Annotated in this window: 20 protein-coding genes; 9 read left to right on the top strand and 11 right to left on the bottom strand. The window is 59.2% G+C overall.

Annotated elements, in window-relative coordinates:
• Window positions 1-43: 43 nt before the first annotated feature.
• The 3 genes from HDC32_RS07070 to HDC32_RS07060 form a co-directional block, all read right to left on the bottom strand.
• Complete coding sequence (locus tag HDC32_RS07070; protein WP_131699777.1) at window positions 44-670, bottom strand: glutathione S-transferase family protein; 627 nt, start codon at window positions 668-670, stop codon at window positions 44-46.
• A 99-nt stretch (window positions 671-769) separates the two neighbouring features.
• Window positions 770-2,026, bottom strand: a complete 1,257-nt coding sequence (locus tag HDC32_RS07065; protein WP_184743167.1) for a hypothetical protein — start codon at window positions 2,024-2,026, stop codon at window positions 770-772.
• A 102-nt stretch (window positions 2,027-2,128) separates the two neighbouring features.
• On the bottom strand, window positions 2,129-2,509 hold the full coding sequence (locus tag HDC32_RS07060) for a cupin domain-containing protein (protein WP_131699775.1): 381 nt from the start codon (window positions 2,507-2,509) through the stop codon (window positions 2,129-2,131).
• 142 nt (window positions 2,510-2,651) lie between these two features.
• Here HDC32_RS07060 and HDC32_RS07055 point away from each other — a divergent pair, with 142 nt between their 5' ends.
• A complete protein-coding gene (locus HDC32_RS07055) occupies window positions 2,652-3,374 on the top strand; it encodes a hypothetical protein (protein WP_184743164.1) in 723 nt (240 codons plus the stop codon).
• A 38-nt stretch (window positions 3,375-3,412) separates the two neighbouring features.
• On the opposite strand, the gene HDC32_RS07050 is transcribed toward HDC32_RS07055, so the two are convergent.
• The 4 genes from HDC32_RS07050 to HDC32_RS07035 form a co-directional block, all read right to left on the bottom strand.
• On the bottom strand, window positions 3,413-3,832 hold the full coding sequence (locus HDC32_RS07050) for a DUF6691 family protein (protein ID WP_184743161.1): 420 nt from the start codon (window positions 3,830-3,832) through the stop codon (window positions 3,413-3,415).
• A 2-nt stretch (window positions 3,833-3,834) separates the two neighbouring features.
• Complete coding sequence (locus tag HDC32_RS07045) at window positions 3,835-4,266, bottom strand: YeeE/YedE family protein (RefSeq protein WP_131699772.1); 432 nt, start codon at window positions 4,264-4,266, stop codon at window positions 3,835-3,837.
• 79 nt (window positions 4,267-4,345) lie between these two features.
• A complete protein-coding gene (locus HDC32_RS07040) occupies window positions 4,346-4,717 on the bottom strand; it encodes a hypothetical protein (protein WP_184743158.1) in 372 nt (123 codons plus the stop codon).
• A 42-nt stretch (window positions 4,718-4,759) separates the two neighbouring features.
• A complete protein-coding gene (locus HDC32_RS07035) occupies window positions 4,760-5,623 on the bottom strand; it encodes a LysR family transcriptional regulator (protein ID WP_184743155.1) in 864 nt (287 codons plus the stop codon).
• Between the two features lie 112 nt (window positions 5,624-5,735).
• Between HDC32_RS07035 and HDC32_RS07030 the strand changes: the two genes are divergently transcribed.
• The 3 genes from HDC32_RS07030 to HDC32_RS07020 all read left to right on the top strand — a co-directional run bounded on the left by HDC32_RS07030 (window position 5,736) and on the right by HDC32_RS07020 (window position 7,682).
• Complete coding sequence (locus HDC32_RS07030) at window positions 5,736-6,344, top strand: LysE family translocator (protein ID WP_131699769.1); 609 nt, start codon at window positions 5,736-5,738, stop codon at window positions 6,342-6,344.
• A gap of 280 nt (window positions 6,345-6,624) precedes the next feature.
• On the top strand, window positions 6,625-7,107 hold the full coding sequence (locus HDC32_RS07025; protein WP_145336341.1) for a GNAT family N-acetyltransferase: 483 nt from the start codon (window positions 6,625-6,627) through the stop codon (window positions 7,105-7,107).
• A 92-nt stretch (window positions 7,108-7,199) separates the two neighbouring features.
• Window positions 7,200-7,682 carry a GNAT family N-acetyltransferase gene (locus HDC32_RS07020; protein ID WP_131699767.1) on the top strand — a complete coding sequence of 161 codons (483 nt, stop codon included), beginning with the start codon at window positions 7,200-7,202 and terminating at the stop codon, window positions 7,680-7,682.
• Window positions 7,683-7,725: 43 nt separating this feature from the next.
• Here the strand turns inward: HDC32_RS07020 and HDC32_RS07015 are convergent, their stop codons facing one another.
• Together HDC32_RS07015 and HDC32_RS07010 are read right to left on the bottom strand one after the other, a co-directional pair.
• Window positions 7,726-8,349: an SMI1/KNR4 family protein gene (locus HDC32_RS07015; protein ID WP_184743152.1), complete on the bottom strand. Its 624-nt coding sequence runs from the start codon at window positions 8,347-8,349 to the stop codon at window positions 7,726-7,728.
• Between the two features lie 17 nt (window positions 8,350-8,366).
• Complete coding sequence (locus HDC32_RS07010; RefSeq protein WP_184743149.1) at window positions 8,367-9,062, bottom strand: DUF1963 domain-containing protein; 696 nt, start codon at window positions 9,060-9,062, stop codon at window positions 8,367-8,369.
• 182 nt (window positions 9,063-9,244) lie between these two features.
• Between HDC32_RS07010 and HDC32_RS07005 the strand changes: the two genes are divergently transcribed.
• The 5 genes from HDC32_RS07005 (at window position 9,245) to HDC32_RS06985 (ending at window position 13,187) form a co-directional block, all read left to right on the top strand.
• Window positions 9,245-9,910: a hypothetical protein gene (locus HDC32_RS07005; protein WP_131699764.1), complete on the top strand. Its 666-nt coding sequence runs from the start codon at window positions 9,245-9,247 to the stop codon at window positions 9,908-9,910.
• A 14-nt stretch (window positions 9,911-9,924) separates the two neighbouring features.
• Window positions 9,925-10,611 carry a tetratricopeptide repeat protein gene (locus HDC32_RS07000; RefSeq protein WP_184743146.1) on the top strand — a complete coding sequence of 229 codons (687 nt, stop codon included), beginning with the start codon at window positions 9,925-9,927 and terminating at the stop codon, window positions 10,609-10,611.
• 1,132 nt (window positions 10,612-11,743) lie between these two features.
• On the top strand, window positions 11,744-12,154 hold the full coding sequence (locus tag HDC32_RS06995) for an ASCH domain-containing protein (RefSeq protein ID WP_184743143.1): 411 nt from the start codon (window positions 11,744-11,746) through the stop codon (window positions 12,152-12,154).
• A 219-nt stretch (window positions 12,155-12,373) separates the two neighbouring features.
• Window positions 12,374-12,766 (top strand): VOC family protein, encoded by a 393-nt coding sequence (locus HDC32_RS06990; RefSeq protein ID WP_184743141.1) that lies wholly within the window; start codon window positions 12,374-12,376, stop codon window positions 12,764-12,766.
• A gap of 187 nt (window positions 12,767-12,953) precedes the next feature.
• Window positions 12,954-13,187, top strand: coding sequence for a hypothetical protein (locus HDC32_RS06985; protein ID WP_131699760.1), 234 nt, complete (start codon window positions 12,954-12,956; stop codon window positions 13,185-13,187).
• 3 nt (window positions 13,188-13,190) lie between these two features.
• On the opposite strand, the gene HDC32_RS06980 is transcribed toward HDC32_RS06985, so the two are convergent.
• Together HDC32_RS06980 and chrA are read right to left on the bottom strand one after the other, a co-directional pair.
• Window positions 13,191-13,421 carry a DUF6124 family protein gene (locus tag HDC32_RS06980; protein WP_131699759.1) on the bottom strand — a complete coding sequence of 77 codons (231 nt, stop codon included), beginning with the start codon at window positions 13,419-13,421 and terminating at the stop codon, window positions 13,191-13,193.
• Between the two features lie 318 nt (window positions 13,422-13,739).
• Entirely contained in the window at window positions 13,740-14,954 is a 1,215-nt protein-coding gene (chrA, locus tag HDC32_RS06975; protein ID WP_184743139.1) for a chromate efflux transporter, read from the bottom strand.
• Between the last annotated feature and the right edge of the window lie 132 nt (window positions 14,955-15,086).

Below are 15,086 nucleotides of genomic sequence, written 5' to 3'. Positions count from 1 at the left end.
ACAACAGTCCGGTTCTTGATGGGTTAAGCGTTCGCCGCACGACTCACTTGGCAAACGCATACTCTCCACCCTGTTCCAGCGCCTGGCGATAAGCCGGGCGTGCCTGGAAACGCTGCACCCACGCTGCCAGGTGCGGGTACGCCGGCAGCTTGCCCTGGGCCTTGGCGATTTCGCCGATAAAGCTCATCTGGATGTCCGCGCCGCTCAATTCATCGCCCAGCAGATACGGCGTGTGTGCCAGCGCCTCGTTGAGGTAACCGAGGTAATTGGCTACTTCCGATTCGATACGCGGATGCAACGGCGCACCGGCATCACCCAGGCGTCCCACATAGAGATTGAGCATCAGCGGCAGCATGGCCGAGCCTTCGGCGAAGTGCAGCCATTGCACATACTGGTCGTAGGCGGCCGTGGCCGGGTCCGGTTGCAGGCGACCGTCGCCATGGCGGCGGATCAGGTAATCGACGATGGCGCCGGACTCGATCACCACGTTGGCGCCGTCTTCGATCACCGGGGACTTGCCCAGCGCATTGATCGCCTTGAGCTCCGGTGGCGCGAGGTTGGTCTTCGGGTCGCGCTGGTAGCGCTTGATCTCGTACGGCAGGCCAAGCTCTTCCAGCAGCCACAGAATGCGCTGCGAACGTGAGTTGTTGAGGTGATGGACAATGATCATGGGAACTCCGCGTGGCATGGGGTGTGTAGGAACAGACTGCTGCGACAACGTAGAGTGCCCTGAATCAGCGGGATGTTTGCTTGGCAAACGCCCCTTCGATCAACGCACCACCTCGAACGCCGTGTATTCATACGCCGAGCGCATTTTGCTCGACGTCGTCTCCAACGTCAGGGCAATGCCCAGGTCTTCGATAAACGCGCGCGAGGTCTTGTAGTCGCCTTGCTCGCACTCAAGCTTGATGGCGTCGCCGGTCAACGAGGCAAACACCTGTCGGGCCGGGAAGCGCTGGCCAACCTTGCAGCTCACGGAGGTCTCGAGCGGGGTATCGGTCGGTTTGCCGGGCACGTTCGCCATGTGCAGGTTGGCGCTCAGCGTCTGGCCAGGCGTCCAACTGCTCGGAATACTCAGTTCGGCTTCGCGGGTCAGCAACACCTGGCCGTCGCCCACGCCATTCATCTTCGACTTCAACTGAATCAGGTCCGCCTGCACCAGGCGCTCGACATGGAAGGTGTCGCTGTAGATCTCGTTCTTATTCAGTAAGCCACCCACCGCCGTGAAGGTCACCGAGGTGGGGGTGTCGTTGCTGCCATCGCTTTTTTTCGACAGGTACGTGTAGCTCAACGTCTTGAACTTCGGCTGCAGCAGGGCCGAGTCGAAGTGCTGGAGCACGCTGGCGGGTACGGCGACGTCGTTGATGCTCGGTTCTACGACGGTGCGTGGGTAGTCAGCCGGTTCGATGTCCGGACGTGACCAGGCCAGCAGCGCCGCATCGACACCGCCCTGCAACGAACAACTGATGTGCGATTGCGTGCCGTCGGTGCCTTCCGGCTCTACCAGCAGCACGCGCTCGACTTCGCGGGTGCCCGGCGCGACGCCGGGCCGTGGCTTGATGGCCTGCCAACGGTCGCCGACCTTGAGCTCGCTGCGAATGTAGGCGTCATCGCCTTTTTGCAGGCGAGCAGGCTGGTCGAGCAGCGGGGCAAGGCGTTGGGCAACCTCGTCGATATTGCCTTGCACAACAAAGCCCCAGTAATAGTAACGCCCCAGGTTGCCGAGGTCGCTGGCCTCGTCGGCGTACGACAACAGCTTCAAACCGGCGATGGGCGGCGTGCTGATCGGCACCGCGTTGGCCTTGCGGTCCGCGCGGTTGACTACCGCGATCCACGCGAAGTCTTTGTCCTGCTTGAGCGGCGCGTAGGCCTGCCAGGCGTCGCGGTGGCTGTTCAGGCTGCTGAAGAACGTCGCGTCGCAGCGGGTGAAGGCCTTGAGCGTGTCGGTCAGCGCGGCATCGTCGGCGTGGGCGATGGAAGGCAGCAGCGCAGAGGCGAGGAGGAGGGCGGCGGTGGGCAACTTCATCGAGCGGGATGTCCGTATCGGGGGCGGGAACTGGGCATTATCCAGAAATTACCCGCCAAAGGCTCGGCTCAATGACCGAGCCCCATGAGGCGCGCGATTTTTTCAGATCCAAAGATCGTTTGTTGCAGTACGCTCACCGCCTTCATGGCCGGTATTCAAGATGCCCCGAGGCTCAATCATCATCAGCTTCGCCTCACCCTCGGCGGCGGTCCGATGTTCAACGCCACGCGGGACCACATACAACTCGCCCGCCGCCACATACACCGGACCTTCCGGCAGATCGATACGCAGCGTCCCTTCCAACACCAGGAACGCTTCGTCGGTTTCCGGGTGTGAGTGCCAGATGAACTCCCCTTCGATGCGCACCACCTTGAACTGGTAGTCGTTCATTTCGGCGACGACCCTGGGGCTCCACTGCTCGTTGATGAGCGACGCCTTTTGCGCAAGGTTTACCGGTTGTGCCGGGTGCTGTGACGTAGCCATGATCCATCCTCTGGTAGGTAAGAGGGCCAGACTATCGAGGCAACGAGGCGCCTGGCTTGTACGATCCTGCACGTTGGCCGTCTAAAGCTCGGCCGATTTCCGGCGATAACCTGTATGAACCCGCCAATCAAGGATCGATAAAATGGCTCTTTCCGTCAGCGCTGCCTATCTCCCGCCGGTCAACACCAGCCTTACACCTTCCGACCAGCAGCTCGTGGCCCAGCCACTGACAGAGGCCGCGAAGGAAGCGTTGGCAAACGCCGCCCCGGCGGCCGTCTACCATCCCAGTGGATCAGCAAGCACCACGGTGGAACCGCCGGAGGTGGTCGACGTCTGGGTCGGTCGGACCCAGTCGCCAGACCACCCTCGGCTCGTCGAAATTTCCACCGGCGCGCTCAATACGCTGAAGGCATCCTTCAAGGCATTCGAGTCAGCGCTGTCGGCCACCGCTCCCGACTTGGCCGGCAAAAAATACGGCTTCACCGTCGAGGCCGATGGCCGCCTGAAAGTGCTGGATTCGGCCAGCCAGCTCAGCAGCTCGGATACCAAACGGCTGACGGATTTGCTCAATCAATCCCTTGGCCTGAAAACCGCAGCTGTTGCCTACCGCAATGCCTCCATCGACACGGTGGACGCCGATTCCGTCTGGTCGGGCCTGGGCTATTACAGCCTGACCAACGAAAACTTCGCCAAGACCATTGATCTGGCGCCGCTCTTAAGAGACTTCGACCCGTCGGACTTCAAAGGGGCCAGGGACCGGATTTTTATTAATCAACTGGCCTCCAAAGGCGAACTGGCGACGCAACAGACGGAAGCGGCGATGTATGAGCGGCGTGGAATACAGCGGTTCAGTGCGCAGGCGTGATCTACTGTGTGGGGTAAAAATGAAGCCGTGCAGGCGGTTCAACCCCGCCTGCGCGATTCAATCCCTGCAAAAATCAGCATGCCCGTCACCATCGCCAACGTGAACACCAGCACCTGCCATTGGCCCGTCAACAGCAATGCCACTGCCGGCCCGGGACATAGCCCCGCAATCGCCCACCCCATGCCGAACACCAGGCTGCCCAGCACGAGGCGGCGGTCGATGGTGCGTTGCGTCGGCATCTGGATCGGTGCGCCCAGCAGCGAGACCTGGCGATGCCTTACGACGTAAAAGGGCACGCTGCTCACCATCAGGGCGCCGAGCATGACCAAGGCCAATGAAGGGTCCCACTCGCCGGCGAGGTCGAGGAAGGCGAGCACCTTCGCCGGGTTGGTCATGCCGCTGAGGTGCAGCCCCAGGCCGAAGATCAGACCGGCGATCAATGCAGTGAATTTACGCATGCTCAGGCTCCCAGCAGGTGGCGGATGAAATAGACACCGGCGAACCCGCTGCCCATGAAACAACCGACCGCGACCAACGAACGCAGCGACCACCGCGAAAGCCCGCAGATGCCATGCCCACTGGTACAACCGGCGCCATACCGCGTGCCAATCCCTACCAGCAGCCCTGCCAGCACCAGCGCGTAGCCACCGGCCTGGAACGATGACTCAGGCAGCTCGGCAAACAACGACCAGATCCAGGGCGAGACCAGCAGCCCGATCACAAACAGCAGTTTCTCCCCACGCCCCTCGCCGCGCCTGGAGAGCAGGCTGCCAAGCAGGCCGCTGATACCGGCGATGCGGCCGTTGAGCAGGATGAACAGGCCTGCGGACAAGCCGATCAGGGCGCCGCCGAGCAGGGCGGTCCAAGGGGTGAAGTGGGTGGAAAGAGTCATGGCAGTGCCTGGGTGTGTGAGGACTACGTGCATCGATACCACAGTTTTATCCCCAACCCCAACGAGTGAAGACGCGCACTCACACCTTGGCCGTATGCACCTTGGCCAGGCGCAGGCGCCAATCGCCGTCATGGCGCAGGTGGCATTCTTCTTCGGAGTCGAAGTGGACGCAGCGTTCCATGGGCGCGCCGTGCACGTCGGCGTCGTTGAGTGCGGCAGCAGTCAGCTCACGCATGCGTGTGTCTGCCCCTGTCGAGAGGGCGTGGTCCTTGTTGGCGCGGCTGTCGAACACCCAGATCACCCGCAAGCTCTGGGGGAAGGCGCTGTAGTCGACGGTGTGGGTCAGCCAGTCGAAGCCGGGGATTTCAGTTTTGGCGATTTCGCAGGCGTCGGTGAGGGTGGCGATGAGGCGACGTTCAATCCGGGCGTTGTCGCGTGGTGTGGTTGGCATAAAGGGCTCCAAGTGGGGTGTTCAGCCTGTGTATTAAACCAGCTACACCTGAACTCTTAGCGCGTTGATGATAAACGCATGCAGGCTATTAACCGCCTTGGCCCCCCGAGAAGCTCGGCTACGCAGAATCGAAACCTCCATGGGCGCAATGTTTCCCAAGCCATGCTCGCTGCTCAACACCTGCAGTGATAGCTGCACGGTGCACTGCGTGATGGCGGCAATCGCCAGCCCACCTTCCACCGCTGCCACTTGGCCGGCGAGGCTGGAGCTGTTGTAGACCACCTTGAATTGGCGCCCTTGCTGGGCCAGTGAATGCACCGCATAACGCCGCGCCAGGCTTTCACTTTCGTAGACGGCGATAGGCAGTGGGTCGCGCCGCCATAGTTCGAACTGGGGCGAGCCCACCCAGACCATGGGTTCTTTGAACAGAAAGGTGCCGCTGTGGGGCGAGTCCCTGGACACCAGCGCAAGATCAAGATCGCCGCTGCGCACACGCGGGATCAGCGTGGTCGACTGTTCGCAGGTCAGTTCTATTTCCACACCGGCGTAGCGCGGTGAAAAACGCTTCAGCAGCGGCGTGAGGTATTTCGCCGCATAGTCCTCTGCGACGCCCAGGCGGACTCGCCCGGTGATCGCTTCCCCGTTAAAGGCCGCCTGGGTTTCTGCGTGCAGTGCGAGCATGCGACGGGCATAGCCGAGCAGCGTCTGGCCGTCATCGGTGAGTTGCAGATACCTTGGGCCACGGCTCAACAGCGGGCGTCCAAGGGCGGCTTCGAGCTTCTTCATCTGCATGCTGACGGCGGACTGCGAGCGGTTGATCTCATGGGCCGCACCCGACAGCGAACCGGCATCTACTACCGCCACGAAGCACTTGAGCCAATCGATCTGCAAATCGCTGGAGGGCATGGCAGTTTCCTTTATTCGTTAATCGAATGGCTGCAACGTGAATAATGCGCTTTTCAGGACTTTTCTTCACTCGCAAGATACTGGCCTGAATACCCACCTGCTGGATTGGATCATGCCCTTTGATACCTGGCTGCTTTACCTGATGACTTGCTTCGGCATCGCCGTGGTACCAGGGCCCAATGCATTACTGGTGCTGACCCATGGGGCCCTGCACGGCAGTCGCCGGACGCTGTTCACCATCAGCGGCGGCGTGCTCGGCTTTGCCCTGGTGCTGACGCTGTGCGCGCTGGGCCTGGGGGCACTGATCCAGGCATCGGCCAGTTGGTTCACCGCCTTGAAGGTGGCCGGCGGGCTCTACCTGATCTGGCTCGGTTTCGGCCTGTGGCGCGCGGCCCCCGTCAGCCTTGAGGCCACCGGCACAGTCAGTTTGCGGCGCTGGTCGCTGTTCCGCCAAGGGCTGGTCTCGGCGATTTCAAACCCCAAGGCACTGCTGCTGTTCACCGCGTTTATCCCACCGTTCCTGGACCCGCACAGAAGCATCATCGCGCAGACGGCTGCCATCGCGCTGACCTACGCCGTGGTGGAGTTCGTCGTGGAATACCTGGTGGCCAGCGCAGCGAACCGCGTCCGACCTTGGCTGGCCCGCACCGGGCGCCGGTTCAATAAAGTCTGCGGTGGGTTTTTTGTACTGTTTGGGTTGGCCTTGCCGGTTCACAGTTGAAGGCAAGGCTGCCTTGGCGCTTGTCGCCCCCTTTTTTACACAATCCGTAATCCGCACCCGCCTTGGGCACACACCTGAACGTGGTGTAGCAACGATTGCTGGCGCAATGAAAGCTGACGGGCTGCCCGGCCGGGACTACACGCTCGTCGAAGTATCTGCGCGTTTCATCGATCGTCGCACTGACCGTAGACGCTGACGTGGTCATTGGAATATCTCCTTCGCCGTGAGACAAAGGCTGTCGCCATTCTCAGCTTCCCTCCAGCAAGGAGCGTTACGCGTCATGGACGAAGTCATAACTTACCGGGTTGCAACCGTAGACGATGCACTTACCCTGTGCGAGTTGGGGCAACTGCTCAACGAGGTGCACCACGCCGCTCGCCCCGATATTTACGCGGCTGCCACGGAGCAAGTTGCGCGCGACCTGCCTCATTGGGCGGGCCTGTTCGAGAAACCGGGGCAGGTGGTATACATCGCGAATGCCGATGGTCACGCCGTGGGGTTCGTCACCGCCAGCCTTTCTACAAGCACCGGGCCGCTGATGCAGCCGTTGAATGTTGTTCGAATCGGCTCGGTGTGCGTCGCTGAAGCGTTTTGGGGAAAAGGCATTGGGCGCGGTCTTCTGCAACGGGTTAAGCGCTGTGCAATCGAACATGGTGCCCAGGATTTGAGGTTGTCTGTCTGGGCGTTCAATGAACGTGCTGCGCGCATGTACAGAGAGTTCGGCTTCGAGACGCGTGCCTGTGAGATGGGCATGCGCCTGTAGAAACTGTAAAAAGGTTCGAACTGCGGATGTGATTATTTAATCTGTTTGTGGCTCGGCGTCACGTTTGATCGGAAGGTTCAGAGCGCAAAAATATGCCTTTCTCACTCAATCAAAATGCCCAGATTGTGTTAGTCCCCGCGCAACAAAGCGACTTGGAGGACCTTATTGCCATTCGACTTGAAGCCATGCGTGAAAGTCTGGAGCGTGTCGGGCGCTTTGATCCGGTACGCGCGCGCGAGCGGTTTGTCAGCGGCTTTGAAGCTCGTGACACACGTTATATCGAGGTCGCTGGAGAGAGGGTTGGCTTTGTAGTGGTCCAGCGGCATCCCAATGAATTCTTGCTCGACCATTTATATGTGAGACCGAGCGCGCAAGGATCGGGGATCGGCTCTGCTGTGCTCTCTCGGATTTTCAAAGAGGCGGAAAACGCTGCACTCCCTATTAAAGTGGGGGCTCTTAAAGAAAGCGCATCGAATCGCTTTTATACCCGCCATGGCTTCCAATTTGTCCAAAGCAGTGAGTTCGACAATTACTATGTTCGCCGGCACATTGCGGTGGCGGGGCCTGCGGGCTAGTTGGCCGGGCGGGCGCTTGGAGAAGCCGGGCTGACGCCAGCCTTCAAATCGGCCTATCCACAACCCGCGCATTCCACACCTCCCGATAGCGCTCCCGCCAGCCCGGACTGCCTTGGTCCAGCCACTCCAGTGTCGCCTCGATCGTGTCAGCGCTGATGACGAAGTGATTGATATGCTCCACGATCCGTTCCTGAGACAGGTGCAGCAAGTCCAGGTAGGCATTGAACGAGTCCGCCAATACCACGTATTCATCGCCTTGCTGGCGGCGTCCCGTCCATGCGGGTAAGCCCGCCACCATGGCGCCTATATCCTGGCGACCTTCGCGCAGGTCCAGCAGCAAGACACTCGCGCCACCATCACGGCCGATCGGCAACAACCCGGTAGCGGGGAAGCCAGGTTGCCTGCGCAGTTGCTCCAGTTCATAGGGGTTGGACTCATACGTTTCGTCCGGGTCCAGGCCATACAACAAAAAACTCAGCAGTTCTTTATCGCCATTGCTCATGGTGGCCAGCACGTCGTATTCCACGGTGGCGCCGTTGCAGGTCTGGAGAAACTGCCGGTAGTCCTCCGGCAGGCGTGCGCCGAGGCTGGTTTCCAGTTGCGAGATGGCAGATTCAGGGGCGCCTTCCCGGGTGTCGTCGAGGATTAATCCACGGTAGTCAGTCATCGAAGCCTCGCGCAACCTTAGTAAAAATCATAATAGAGCGCCCATTCCCCGGTTTCGCAGTGCTTCCAGAACATCAGGCTCCCGCTGTCGACCACGTTCAGATGGATCTTCGCGTCAGACGAAATCTGGAATACAAACTCAAAGCCATCACCCGGATCCACGCCTGATTGGCAGAACGAGGGGTAACCGCCGATCTTGTGTTCGTAGGTGTGAGTGATCAGGTCGTAATAGCTTTGTATCTCGCCCGCGCGTTGCAACTTCAGTATTGCTTGCTCAAGGTCCGCCGGGACACCACCGCCATCCCACAGTGGATAGTCCGCCGGCACTGCGTGCGCTTGGAGGGGGAAGGGTTTGAGAAATGAATCTGCCACGGGCAGCGCCTTGCGAACCAATACATCATCCGGCCCATATTCACGGATGACCCAGTTATTCCCCATCGGCTCAAAGTGCTCGGGAAACGGGTTTGCAATAAACACCGTCAGCACACGAACCCCCGCCAGCTGAGGTCTATTGAAGGGCAGGGCGGGCAGGTAGAACTGCGCATAGGGGAGCAACGGTTGCCCCGCCTGATTGGTCGGCACGCCTTCATCTGGCCGGAACAGGAAGACCTTGCCCAGCCAGCTTTCTTCATCGGTGTCGGCGGGACGAAAGCCGCCAGCCACGAACTTCACGGCAGGGCGGGCCAGGTGGTGCTTGATTTCCTGAATCTCCATGGCGATGTAAACCTTCCTTTTGCAGACATAAAGGCCGCAGATTAGCAGTGTGCGCAAGCGGTTGGCAGTAGTCCGGGGGGGCGGGACCCGCGGCACACGGATATTTTCAACGCAGGCCCGTATTGCTAAAGTTTCCCACTCACCCGCCGACAGCTTTTGTTCCCACTTCACGGATGATTTTAATGTTCCGCTCTCTTTTTTCCGGCGTTGCATTGCTCGCCGTTGCCTGCACTGCCCAAGCCCGGACCGTCACCACGCCCGAACAGCTGCTGACAGAGTTCTCTCGATGCGATGCGCATTTCTTCGAGAGCCTGCGCGATGCGCGTTTGCCAGCAGGTACCTTACGCCTGAGTGACTACGGCTCGGTCAAGGCACCGACCATCATGAGTCCGCTGCAGGAAGGTGGCACTTACCAACACTTCGAAACGCCCCTGATCGTTAACGGCGTGCGTATGGTCGGCTATTACAACCAGGCCCAAACCATCAAGGACGTCGGCAATTTTCTGTTCTGGGGCTTTGTAGTCGATGGCTCGCCGCAAGAGGTGGCCGCAAAGCTCAAGCCGCTGATCGTTGATAACGCACGTTTTGTCAGTCAGGGCAAAGCCATTACCCGCGCCGAAATTCGCCGGGTCGGTGACCCGATCGGCCAATGGCGCACCGAAGGGCTGACCGGTCCTGGCGTCGCTACGCCGTTTGGTTTCGTAGACCGCGTGCTCATGGTCGACGCGGGCGACACGTCACCGTCGCTCGTGGGACACACCACCGTGTTCTGCTCGCTACAAGGCACCGTGACCGCGCCGCTGTTGCAGGTCTATCGCCCTGACCTCAACGCTCATCTACTTGACTGACAAGGATGCTTATCATGAAGACTCGCTGGTTCGCACTGATTGCCTGCTCCGTCATCCTCACAGGTTGTGCAGGGATGCAGAACCCGCAAAAAGCCAACCTTGCCCACTGCGCTAATCAGTTAAAGGCGTCCAAAGCCGAAAACTACCCTCTGGTGCTGCAGGAAGGTGATCTATGCCTGCAGAAAGCTACGCTGCCTGCCTCGCTGCATAGTTTGATTTATGCGGTGCAGGCCGACGCCTACCTCAACCTCAAGCGCTTCCCCGAAGCCTTGGCCGCCAAGGAGAAATCCATGCAACTGTTGGTCAAGCCTGAGCCGCGCGCCTACCTGGACTTGAGCGCTATGTATCGGGCCGCTGGTAACCCGAAAAAAGCCCTTGAACTCGTGCAGTACAACCTTGACAACGGAATGGGAGAAGCAGGCAAGGGGGCCGGCTTCAATATGCCGACCTACTATCATCTGGGCCTCGCGCTGACAGACCTGGGTCAGTACCGGGAGGCCGCTGAAGCATTCAGTACTGGCCTTCAGCGCCAGCCGGACTATGCCTGGGCCTATTACGCGCGCGGGATCGCGTACGACCATTTGGGCAACAGGGAAGACGCCAAGGCCGACTTCATGAAGTTCTCGCAGATCGTCGACAAGAAGTATCTGGAGCAGGAGAACAAGGCCAAGCTCGCCGAGTACAGGATTTCCATGCCGTAATTGGAGCACCCGCTTAGGGGCGAATGTGCACGTTGCCTGGATAAACCGACGGATTTTGAGAAAGCACAGGCAGTGGAACAGGGGGCCAGGCTTTGTTGTTCATCTGTGCTGCGGATGGTTGGGGGCTGCTCCGCAGCCCAACGTGGGCAAGCTCCCTCGCCACAGGGGGGAGCGTTTGCCTTGGTCAGTTCGCTGCTGCTGCCGCATGCTTCTTGGCCCAAACAAAAGATAGGTCAGATAGCCCAGGAGCAACGCAACCAAAGGAACGACAAACCGGCGCAATTTCGAATCCATTCGTGAGGTGTGGACGGGCAGTGTAGCGATGCTCACGCGCCGTACATAGATGCCTTTCTACAACAGGTTTAACCGCGTTCGGCGCTGCGAACCAGCGGCGCATGTGCAGGCCCATGTAGGCGTTGATGGCGTTGGTACATCGCGCCCAGCAGGGAAAATTACGCCGTGATGGGTTGGTCGGGGACCATAGTTACGGAAGGCATGCAGTGAAGGTCAGGATCGCTTTCGGGTTACTTGAACCTGTTTTGATTACTCGCTTACCGGAGGGCAGCTTTCGAGCGAGCTAGCCGGTAGCTGTGGGTAGCAATCGGCCAGAAGCGGTCAGTTTTCAACACCGAGAACTGCCTCAGCTAGCTGGTCATCGAAGTACTCCGTGTCATCGCGGGGCTCTGAATCCAATCGCCGCCTGGTCTCGGACAACATTTGAGGAACTGCGATTCGCTGGTTCAGAAAAGTAGCGACCATGAGATCTGACAGCTCTTTAAAAGGCGTGTCCCAGGAATCTCGACAGTGCTGTAGTAACGTTGTCGGAGCCTCTCCTTTCCATGGGCCAATGATGTTGGCTACTGTCGTCGGTTGGACCATTGGCATCAATTCGTGCGGGTTGAAAAAAGGGATACTACCGACAGATCGCACGCAGTGCGAAGAGCCACTTTGGGTCTATTGCTGCCTTCTGTAAATTGGCACACCGAAGAGGTTACTTGTAATACCTGGTCCGAAGATACGACGTTGAACCAGAATAAAGAATTCCAGCCATTGAGTTTCGCGTAGACCTTGACCGTGATGATTCATGAGTGCTAATGCTATAGCAAATAACAGGATTTAACGGAATTTGGTTATGACTATCATTGATGATTTAAAAGTTAAGTACCCCGGGGCCATTTCATGGTCATTTGGGGATGCTCCAGAAATGGCGGATGAGCTGGCTGAACTTGTTACTCAAGGAATAAAAACGGCTACGTGTAGTTCACTTTCGTCATTCAAACATGAAGATGAGCCATCCACTATTGGCGGTTACGGCATCATCCTCAACAGTAAGGGCGAACCTGTATGTGTAATTAGAGTTGTGTCGATGCGTATTATTCGTTATTGCGACGTAGATCAAGACTTTGCAAGGAAGGAAGGTGAAGGGGATCTCAGCCTCAGTTACTGGATGCAGGGTCATAAAGATTTTTTCCAGAGAGAGGGCACGTTCGACGAGGCTATGGAACTTGTGGCAGAAGAATTTGAGTTGGTGGAAGTCTTGTAAAAGACAAAGCGTTCTGAATCGTCTCGGGTTTTCTAGGCAGTCTCCAAGCACGATGTGTAACGCTTTTACCGATGACCGCAGCTCAAGCAATAAGTGAGAAGAATAGGCGTGTAAAACACAGCTTCCACAACCGACGGGGTCTGTTTCAGGCTCGGAGTTGAAAACAACCTGAAAATTCTTGGTATGGTGCGAGAAGGCTGTCTCTACTTAGGACAAAAAATGATTTCGCATGTATTCATCGGAGTGAATGACTTCAGTCGAGCGCTTGTGTTTTACCAAGGGCTCATGCAGATCCTCGGACTTGATCTCAAGTTCACTGAACTTGAACGCCCATGGGCTGGTTGGAAACACCCCGATACTGAACGCCCTCTTTTCGTGGTGGGCAAACCGTTCGGCGGCGAATCTGCGACGCCAGGACATGGGCAAATGATTGCTCTGCTGGCACCTAATCGGCAGACCGTAGACAACGCCCATGCCTTGGCGTTGGCATTGGGTGGAACATGCGAAGGCGCTCCCGGCCTGCGACCCGAATACCACCCGAATTTTTATGGCGCGTACTTTCGAGACCCTGAAGGAAATAAGCTTTGCGTCTGTTGCCACGATCCGGAGTAGGTCACGTGTAGGATCTGCAAAAAGGGATGGATTTATTTGCAACTTTGTGGCGACGCAGGGTTACCCACTAATGCAGACGGAAAGTGAATTAGGGATGAAATCGGCCCTTTTGCGTCCGTACCGGTCTACCATACCTCCCCGGGAGCGGTTCTATGCGCTGCCGTTCCTCTGTTTTTAAGGCATCCCAATGACCATCGACCAAATCTCCCTCCCCAAAGGCGTGGGCCCTCACGCCGCCAAGCTCCTCGACGCCATCACCGGCGCCGCCACCCATGAAGAACTCAACCGTGCTGGCGGCAAGGCTGAAGGTTTTGTGCTCGGTCTGGAATCCACCAAAGCCATCAAGAGCCAAATCGCCGAGTCGTTGTATGTGGCCTATGACGACGCGGCGAGTAATCGTTCCAGTGAATTGAAGGGCTAGGCATTAACCGGAGCAGGGCGCTTCGCGGTCGAGCAATTTGGCAGTGAGGAGTACGCCCAGCTCGCTCAGTTGGTGGATAGCGAGGGCGATGTCGCGGTGTTTGCCGGACAGGTCTTCGGACAAGTCGAGCAGCAGCGTGCTGACTGAGGCGAAGGTTTCGTAGCTGTTGGTGATGAGGGTTTCGTTGCTGGCGTCGGGAGCGACGCTGAAGAGAGCGCTTGAATCTGTAGGCATTGTTAAGTTCCTTGCTTGGGGCCACTACCTGATCGCTACTAAACGATAAGGCGGTAGCTGTACGCAGGTTAGTAGACCGGTGGAACCTAACAAAACCGGCGCGCCCGAGGGCGCCCTACGCACAGCCACCATCGAGCACAGACAGGCACGTCTGACAGATGAAGCTTGTGCACTTGTTAGGTTAAACCGTGGGCTACTAAACCCGATCACCGAGAGATTCGGCGACCGAGCCACCTTAGAGACGGCCACCTCAGCGCACAAGCCGGCGGATTCTGACGCAAGCGTAGGCAAGGGAGCAAGGCACGGTGGCTGCGCGGCTCACACCGTAAGACTTAATAACCATCCCGCCGCGCCGCTTCCTACAACCACCAGCCACGGTGGCAGTTTCCACACCATCAGCGCCACCAGGCCAGTCAGCGCCAGGGCGAAGTCCTGGGCGGTGAAGATGGCGCTGGTCCACACCGGTTGGTACAGCGCCGCCAGCAACAGGCCGACGACCGCTGCATTCACGCCCGCCAGGGCGGCTTGGGTGCGCGGGCTGCGGCGCAGGCCTTCCCAGAAAGGCAGTGCGCCCATCACCAATAAAAACGATGGCACGAAGATCGCCAGCAGGCAGAGTAGGCCGCCCAGCCAGCCGCTTGGGGCTTGGGCCATCGAGGCACCGAGGAAGGCGGCGAAGGTGAACAACGGGCCGGGCATGGCTTGGGCGGCGCCGTAACCGGCGAGGAACACGTCATTGCTCACCCATTGGCGGGGCACGACTTCGGCTTGCAGCAAGGGCAGCACCACGTGGCCGCCGCCGAATACCAGCGAGCCGGTGCGGTAGAAGGCGTCGGTCACGGTCACGGTCAGGACTGGGTTGGGCATCAACTGGGCGAGGATCGGCAGGCCCGCGAGCAACAGCACAAACAGCGACAGCCATATCGTCCCGGCGCGACGGCTGATGGTCACGGGCAGGGCGTCGTGCGCTGCAGGCGATGTGGGTTTGAATAGCAGCAGACCGGCTACGCCCGCGACCAGGATCACGCCGACTTGGCCCCACGCCGACGTTTGCAGCAGGGCCATGCAGGCGGCGAGGAGCATCACGGCCACGCGCGGGGCGTCGGTGCACAGGTTGCGCGCCATGCCCCACACGGCCTGGGCGACCACGGCGACGGCCACGACTTTAAGGCCATGCAGCGCGCCGGACGGGATGGCGGTGCTGTGCCGGGCGATGCCCAGCGCCAACAAAATCAGCACCACGGCGGACGGCAAGGTAAACCCGAGCCACGCCGCCAACGCGCCGCCATAGCCGGCGCGTGACAGGCCGAGCGCGATGCCCACCTGGCTACTGGCCGGGCCGGGCAGAAATTGGCACAGCGCGACCAGATCCGCGTAACTGCGTTCGCTCAGCCAGCGCCGCCGTGTCACGAATTCCTCGCGGAAATAACCCAGGTGCGCAATCGGACCGCCAAAGGAGGTAAGGCCCAGGCGCAGGAAAATCAGGAACACCGACCAGGGATTTTCGCGGCGATCAGCGGGGGAGTGGGCCAAGGTGGTCGGTCTCGATGAGGGCAGGGCATCGAGGCACCTTAGCGAATTTTGATGACGTGAAGAAGAGGCGCCAGCGACAGCGCTCAATGTTGTACCGTTGCTCCCCAGGACCGTACCGATGACGAAGGAGCC

This window comes from Pseudomonas sp. JAI120 (assembly GCF_014207255.1).
Lineage (GTDB): Bacteria > Pseudomonadota > Gammaproteobacteria > Pseudomonadales > Pseudomonadaceae > Aquipseudomonas.
Note: the sequence above shows the minus strand (reverse complement) of the source record. Positions and strands in the feature narration are given on the sequence as shown.

What these genes read in the sequence shown, in the direction of transcription:
- HDC32_RS07070 (WP_131699777.1), bottom strand. Translation starts at nt 670, where the DNA reads ATGATCATTGTCCATCACCTCAACAACTCACGTTCGCAGCGCATTCTG.
- HDC32_RS07065 (WP_184743167.1), bottom strand. Translation starts at nt 2,026, where the DNA reads ATGAAGTTGCCCACCGCCGCCCTCCTCCTCGCCTCTGCGCTGCTGCCT.
- HDC32_RS07060 (WP_131699775.1), bottom strand. Translation starts at nt 2,509, where the DNA reads ATGGCTACGTCACAGCACCCGGCACAACCGGTAAACCTTGCGCAAAAG.
- HDC32_RS07055 (WP_184743164.1), top strand. Translation starts at nt 2,652, where the DNA reads ATGGCTCTTTCCGTCAGCGCTGCCTATCTCCCGCCGGTCAACACCAGC.
- HDC32_RS07050 (WP_184743161.1), bottom strand. Translation starts at nt 3,832, where the DNA reads ATGCGTAAATTCACTGCATTGATCGCCGGTCTGATCTTCGGCCTGGGG.
- HDC32_RS07045 (WP_131699772.1), bottom strand. Translation starts at nt 4,266, where the DNA reads ATGACTCTTTCCACCCACTTCACCCCTTGGACCGCCCTGCTCGGCGGC.
- HDC32_RS07040 (WP_184743158.1), bottom strand. Translation starts at nt 4,717, where the DNA reads ATGCCAACCACACCACGCGACAACGCCCGGATTGAACGTCGCCTCATC.
- HDC32_RS07035 (WP_184743155.1), bottom strand. Translation starts at nt 5,623, where the DNA reads ATGCCCTCCAGCGATTTGCAGATCGATTGGCTCAAGTGCTTCGTGGCG.
- HDC32_RS07030 (WP_131699769.1), top strand. Translation starts at nt 5,736, where the DNA reads ATGCCCTTTGATACCTGGCTGCTTTACCTGATGACTTGCTTCGGCATC.
- HDC32_RS07025 (WP_145336341.1), top strand. Translation starts at nt 6,625, where the DNA reads ATGGACGAAGTCATAACTTACCGGGTTGCAACCGTAGACGATGCACTT.
- HDC32_RS07020 (WP_131699767.1), top strand. Translation starts at nt 7,200, where the DNA reads ATGCCTTTCTCACTCAATCAAAATGCCCAGATTGTGTTAGTCCCCGCG.
- HDC32_RS07015 (WP_184743152.1), bottom strand. Translation starts at nt 8,349, where the DNA reads ATGACTGACTACCGTGGATTAATCCTCGACGACACCCGGGAAGGCGCC.
- HDC32_RS07010 (WP_184743149.1), bottom strand. Translation starts at nt 9,062, where the DNA reads ATGGAGATTCAGGAAATCAAGCACCACCTGGCCCGCCCTGCCGTGAAG.
- HDC32_RS07005 (WP_131699764.1), top strand. Translation starts at nt 9,245, where the DNA reads ATGTTCCGCTCTCTTTTTTCCGGCGTTGCATTGCTCGCCGTTGCCTGC.
- HDC32_RS07000 (WP_184743146.1), top strand. Translation starts at nt 9,925, where the DNA reads ATGAAGACTCGCTGGTTCGCACTGATTGCCTGCTCCGTCATCCTCACA.
- HDC32_RS06995 (WP_184743143.1), top strand. Translation starts at nt 11,744, where the DNA reads ATGACTATCATTGATGATTTAAAAGTTAAGTACCCCGGGGCCATTTCA.
- HDC32_RS06990 (WP_184743141.1), top strand. Translation starts at nt 12,374, where the DNA reads ATGATTTCGCATGTATTCATCGGAGTGAATGACTTCAGTCGAGCGCTT.
- HDC32_RS06985 (WP_131699760.1), top strand. Translation starts at nt 12,954, where the DNA reads ATGACCATCGACCAAATCTCCCTCCCCAAAGGCGTGGGCCCTCACGCC.
- HDC32_RS06980 (WP_131699759.1), bottom strand. Translation starts at nt 13,421, where the DNA reads ATGCCTACAGATTCAAGCGCTCTCTTCAGCGTCGCTCCCGACGCCAGC.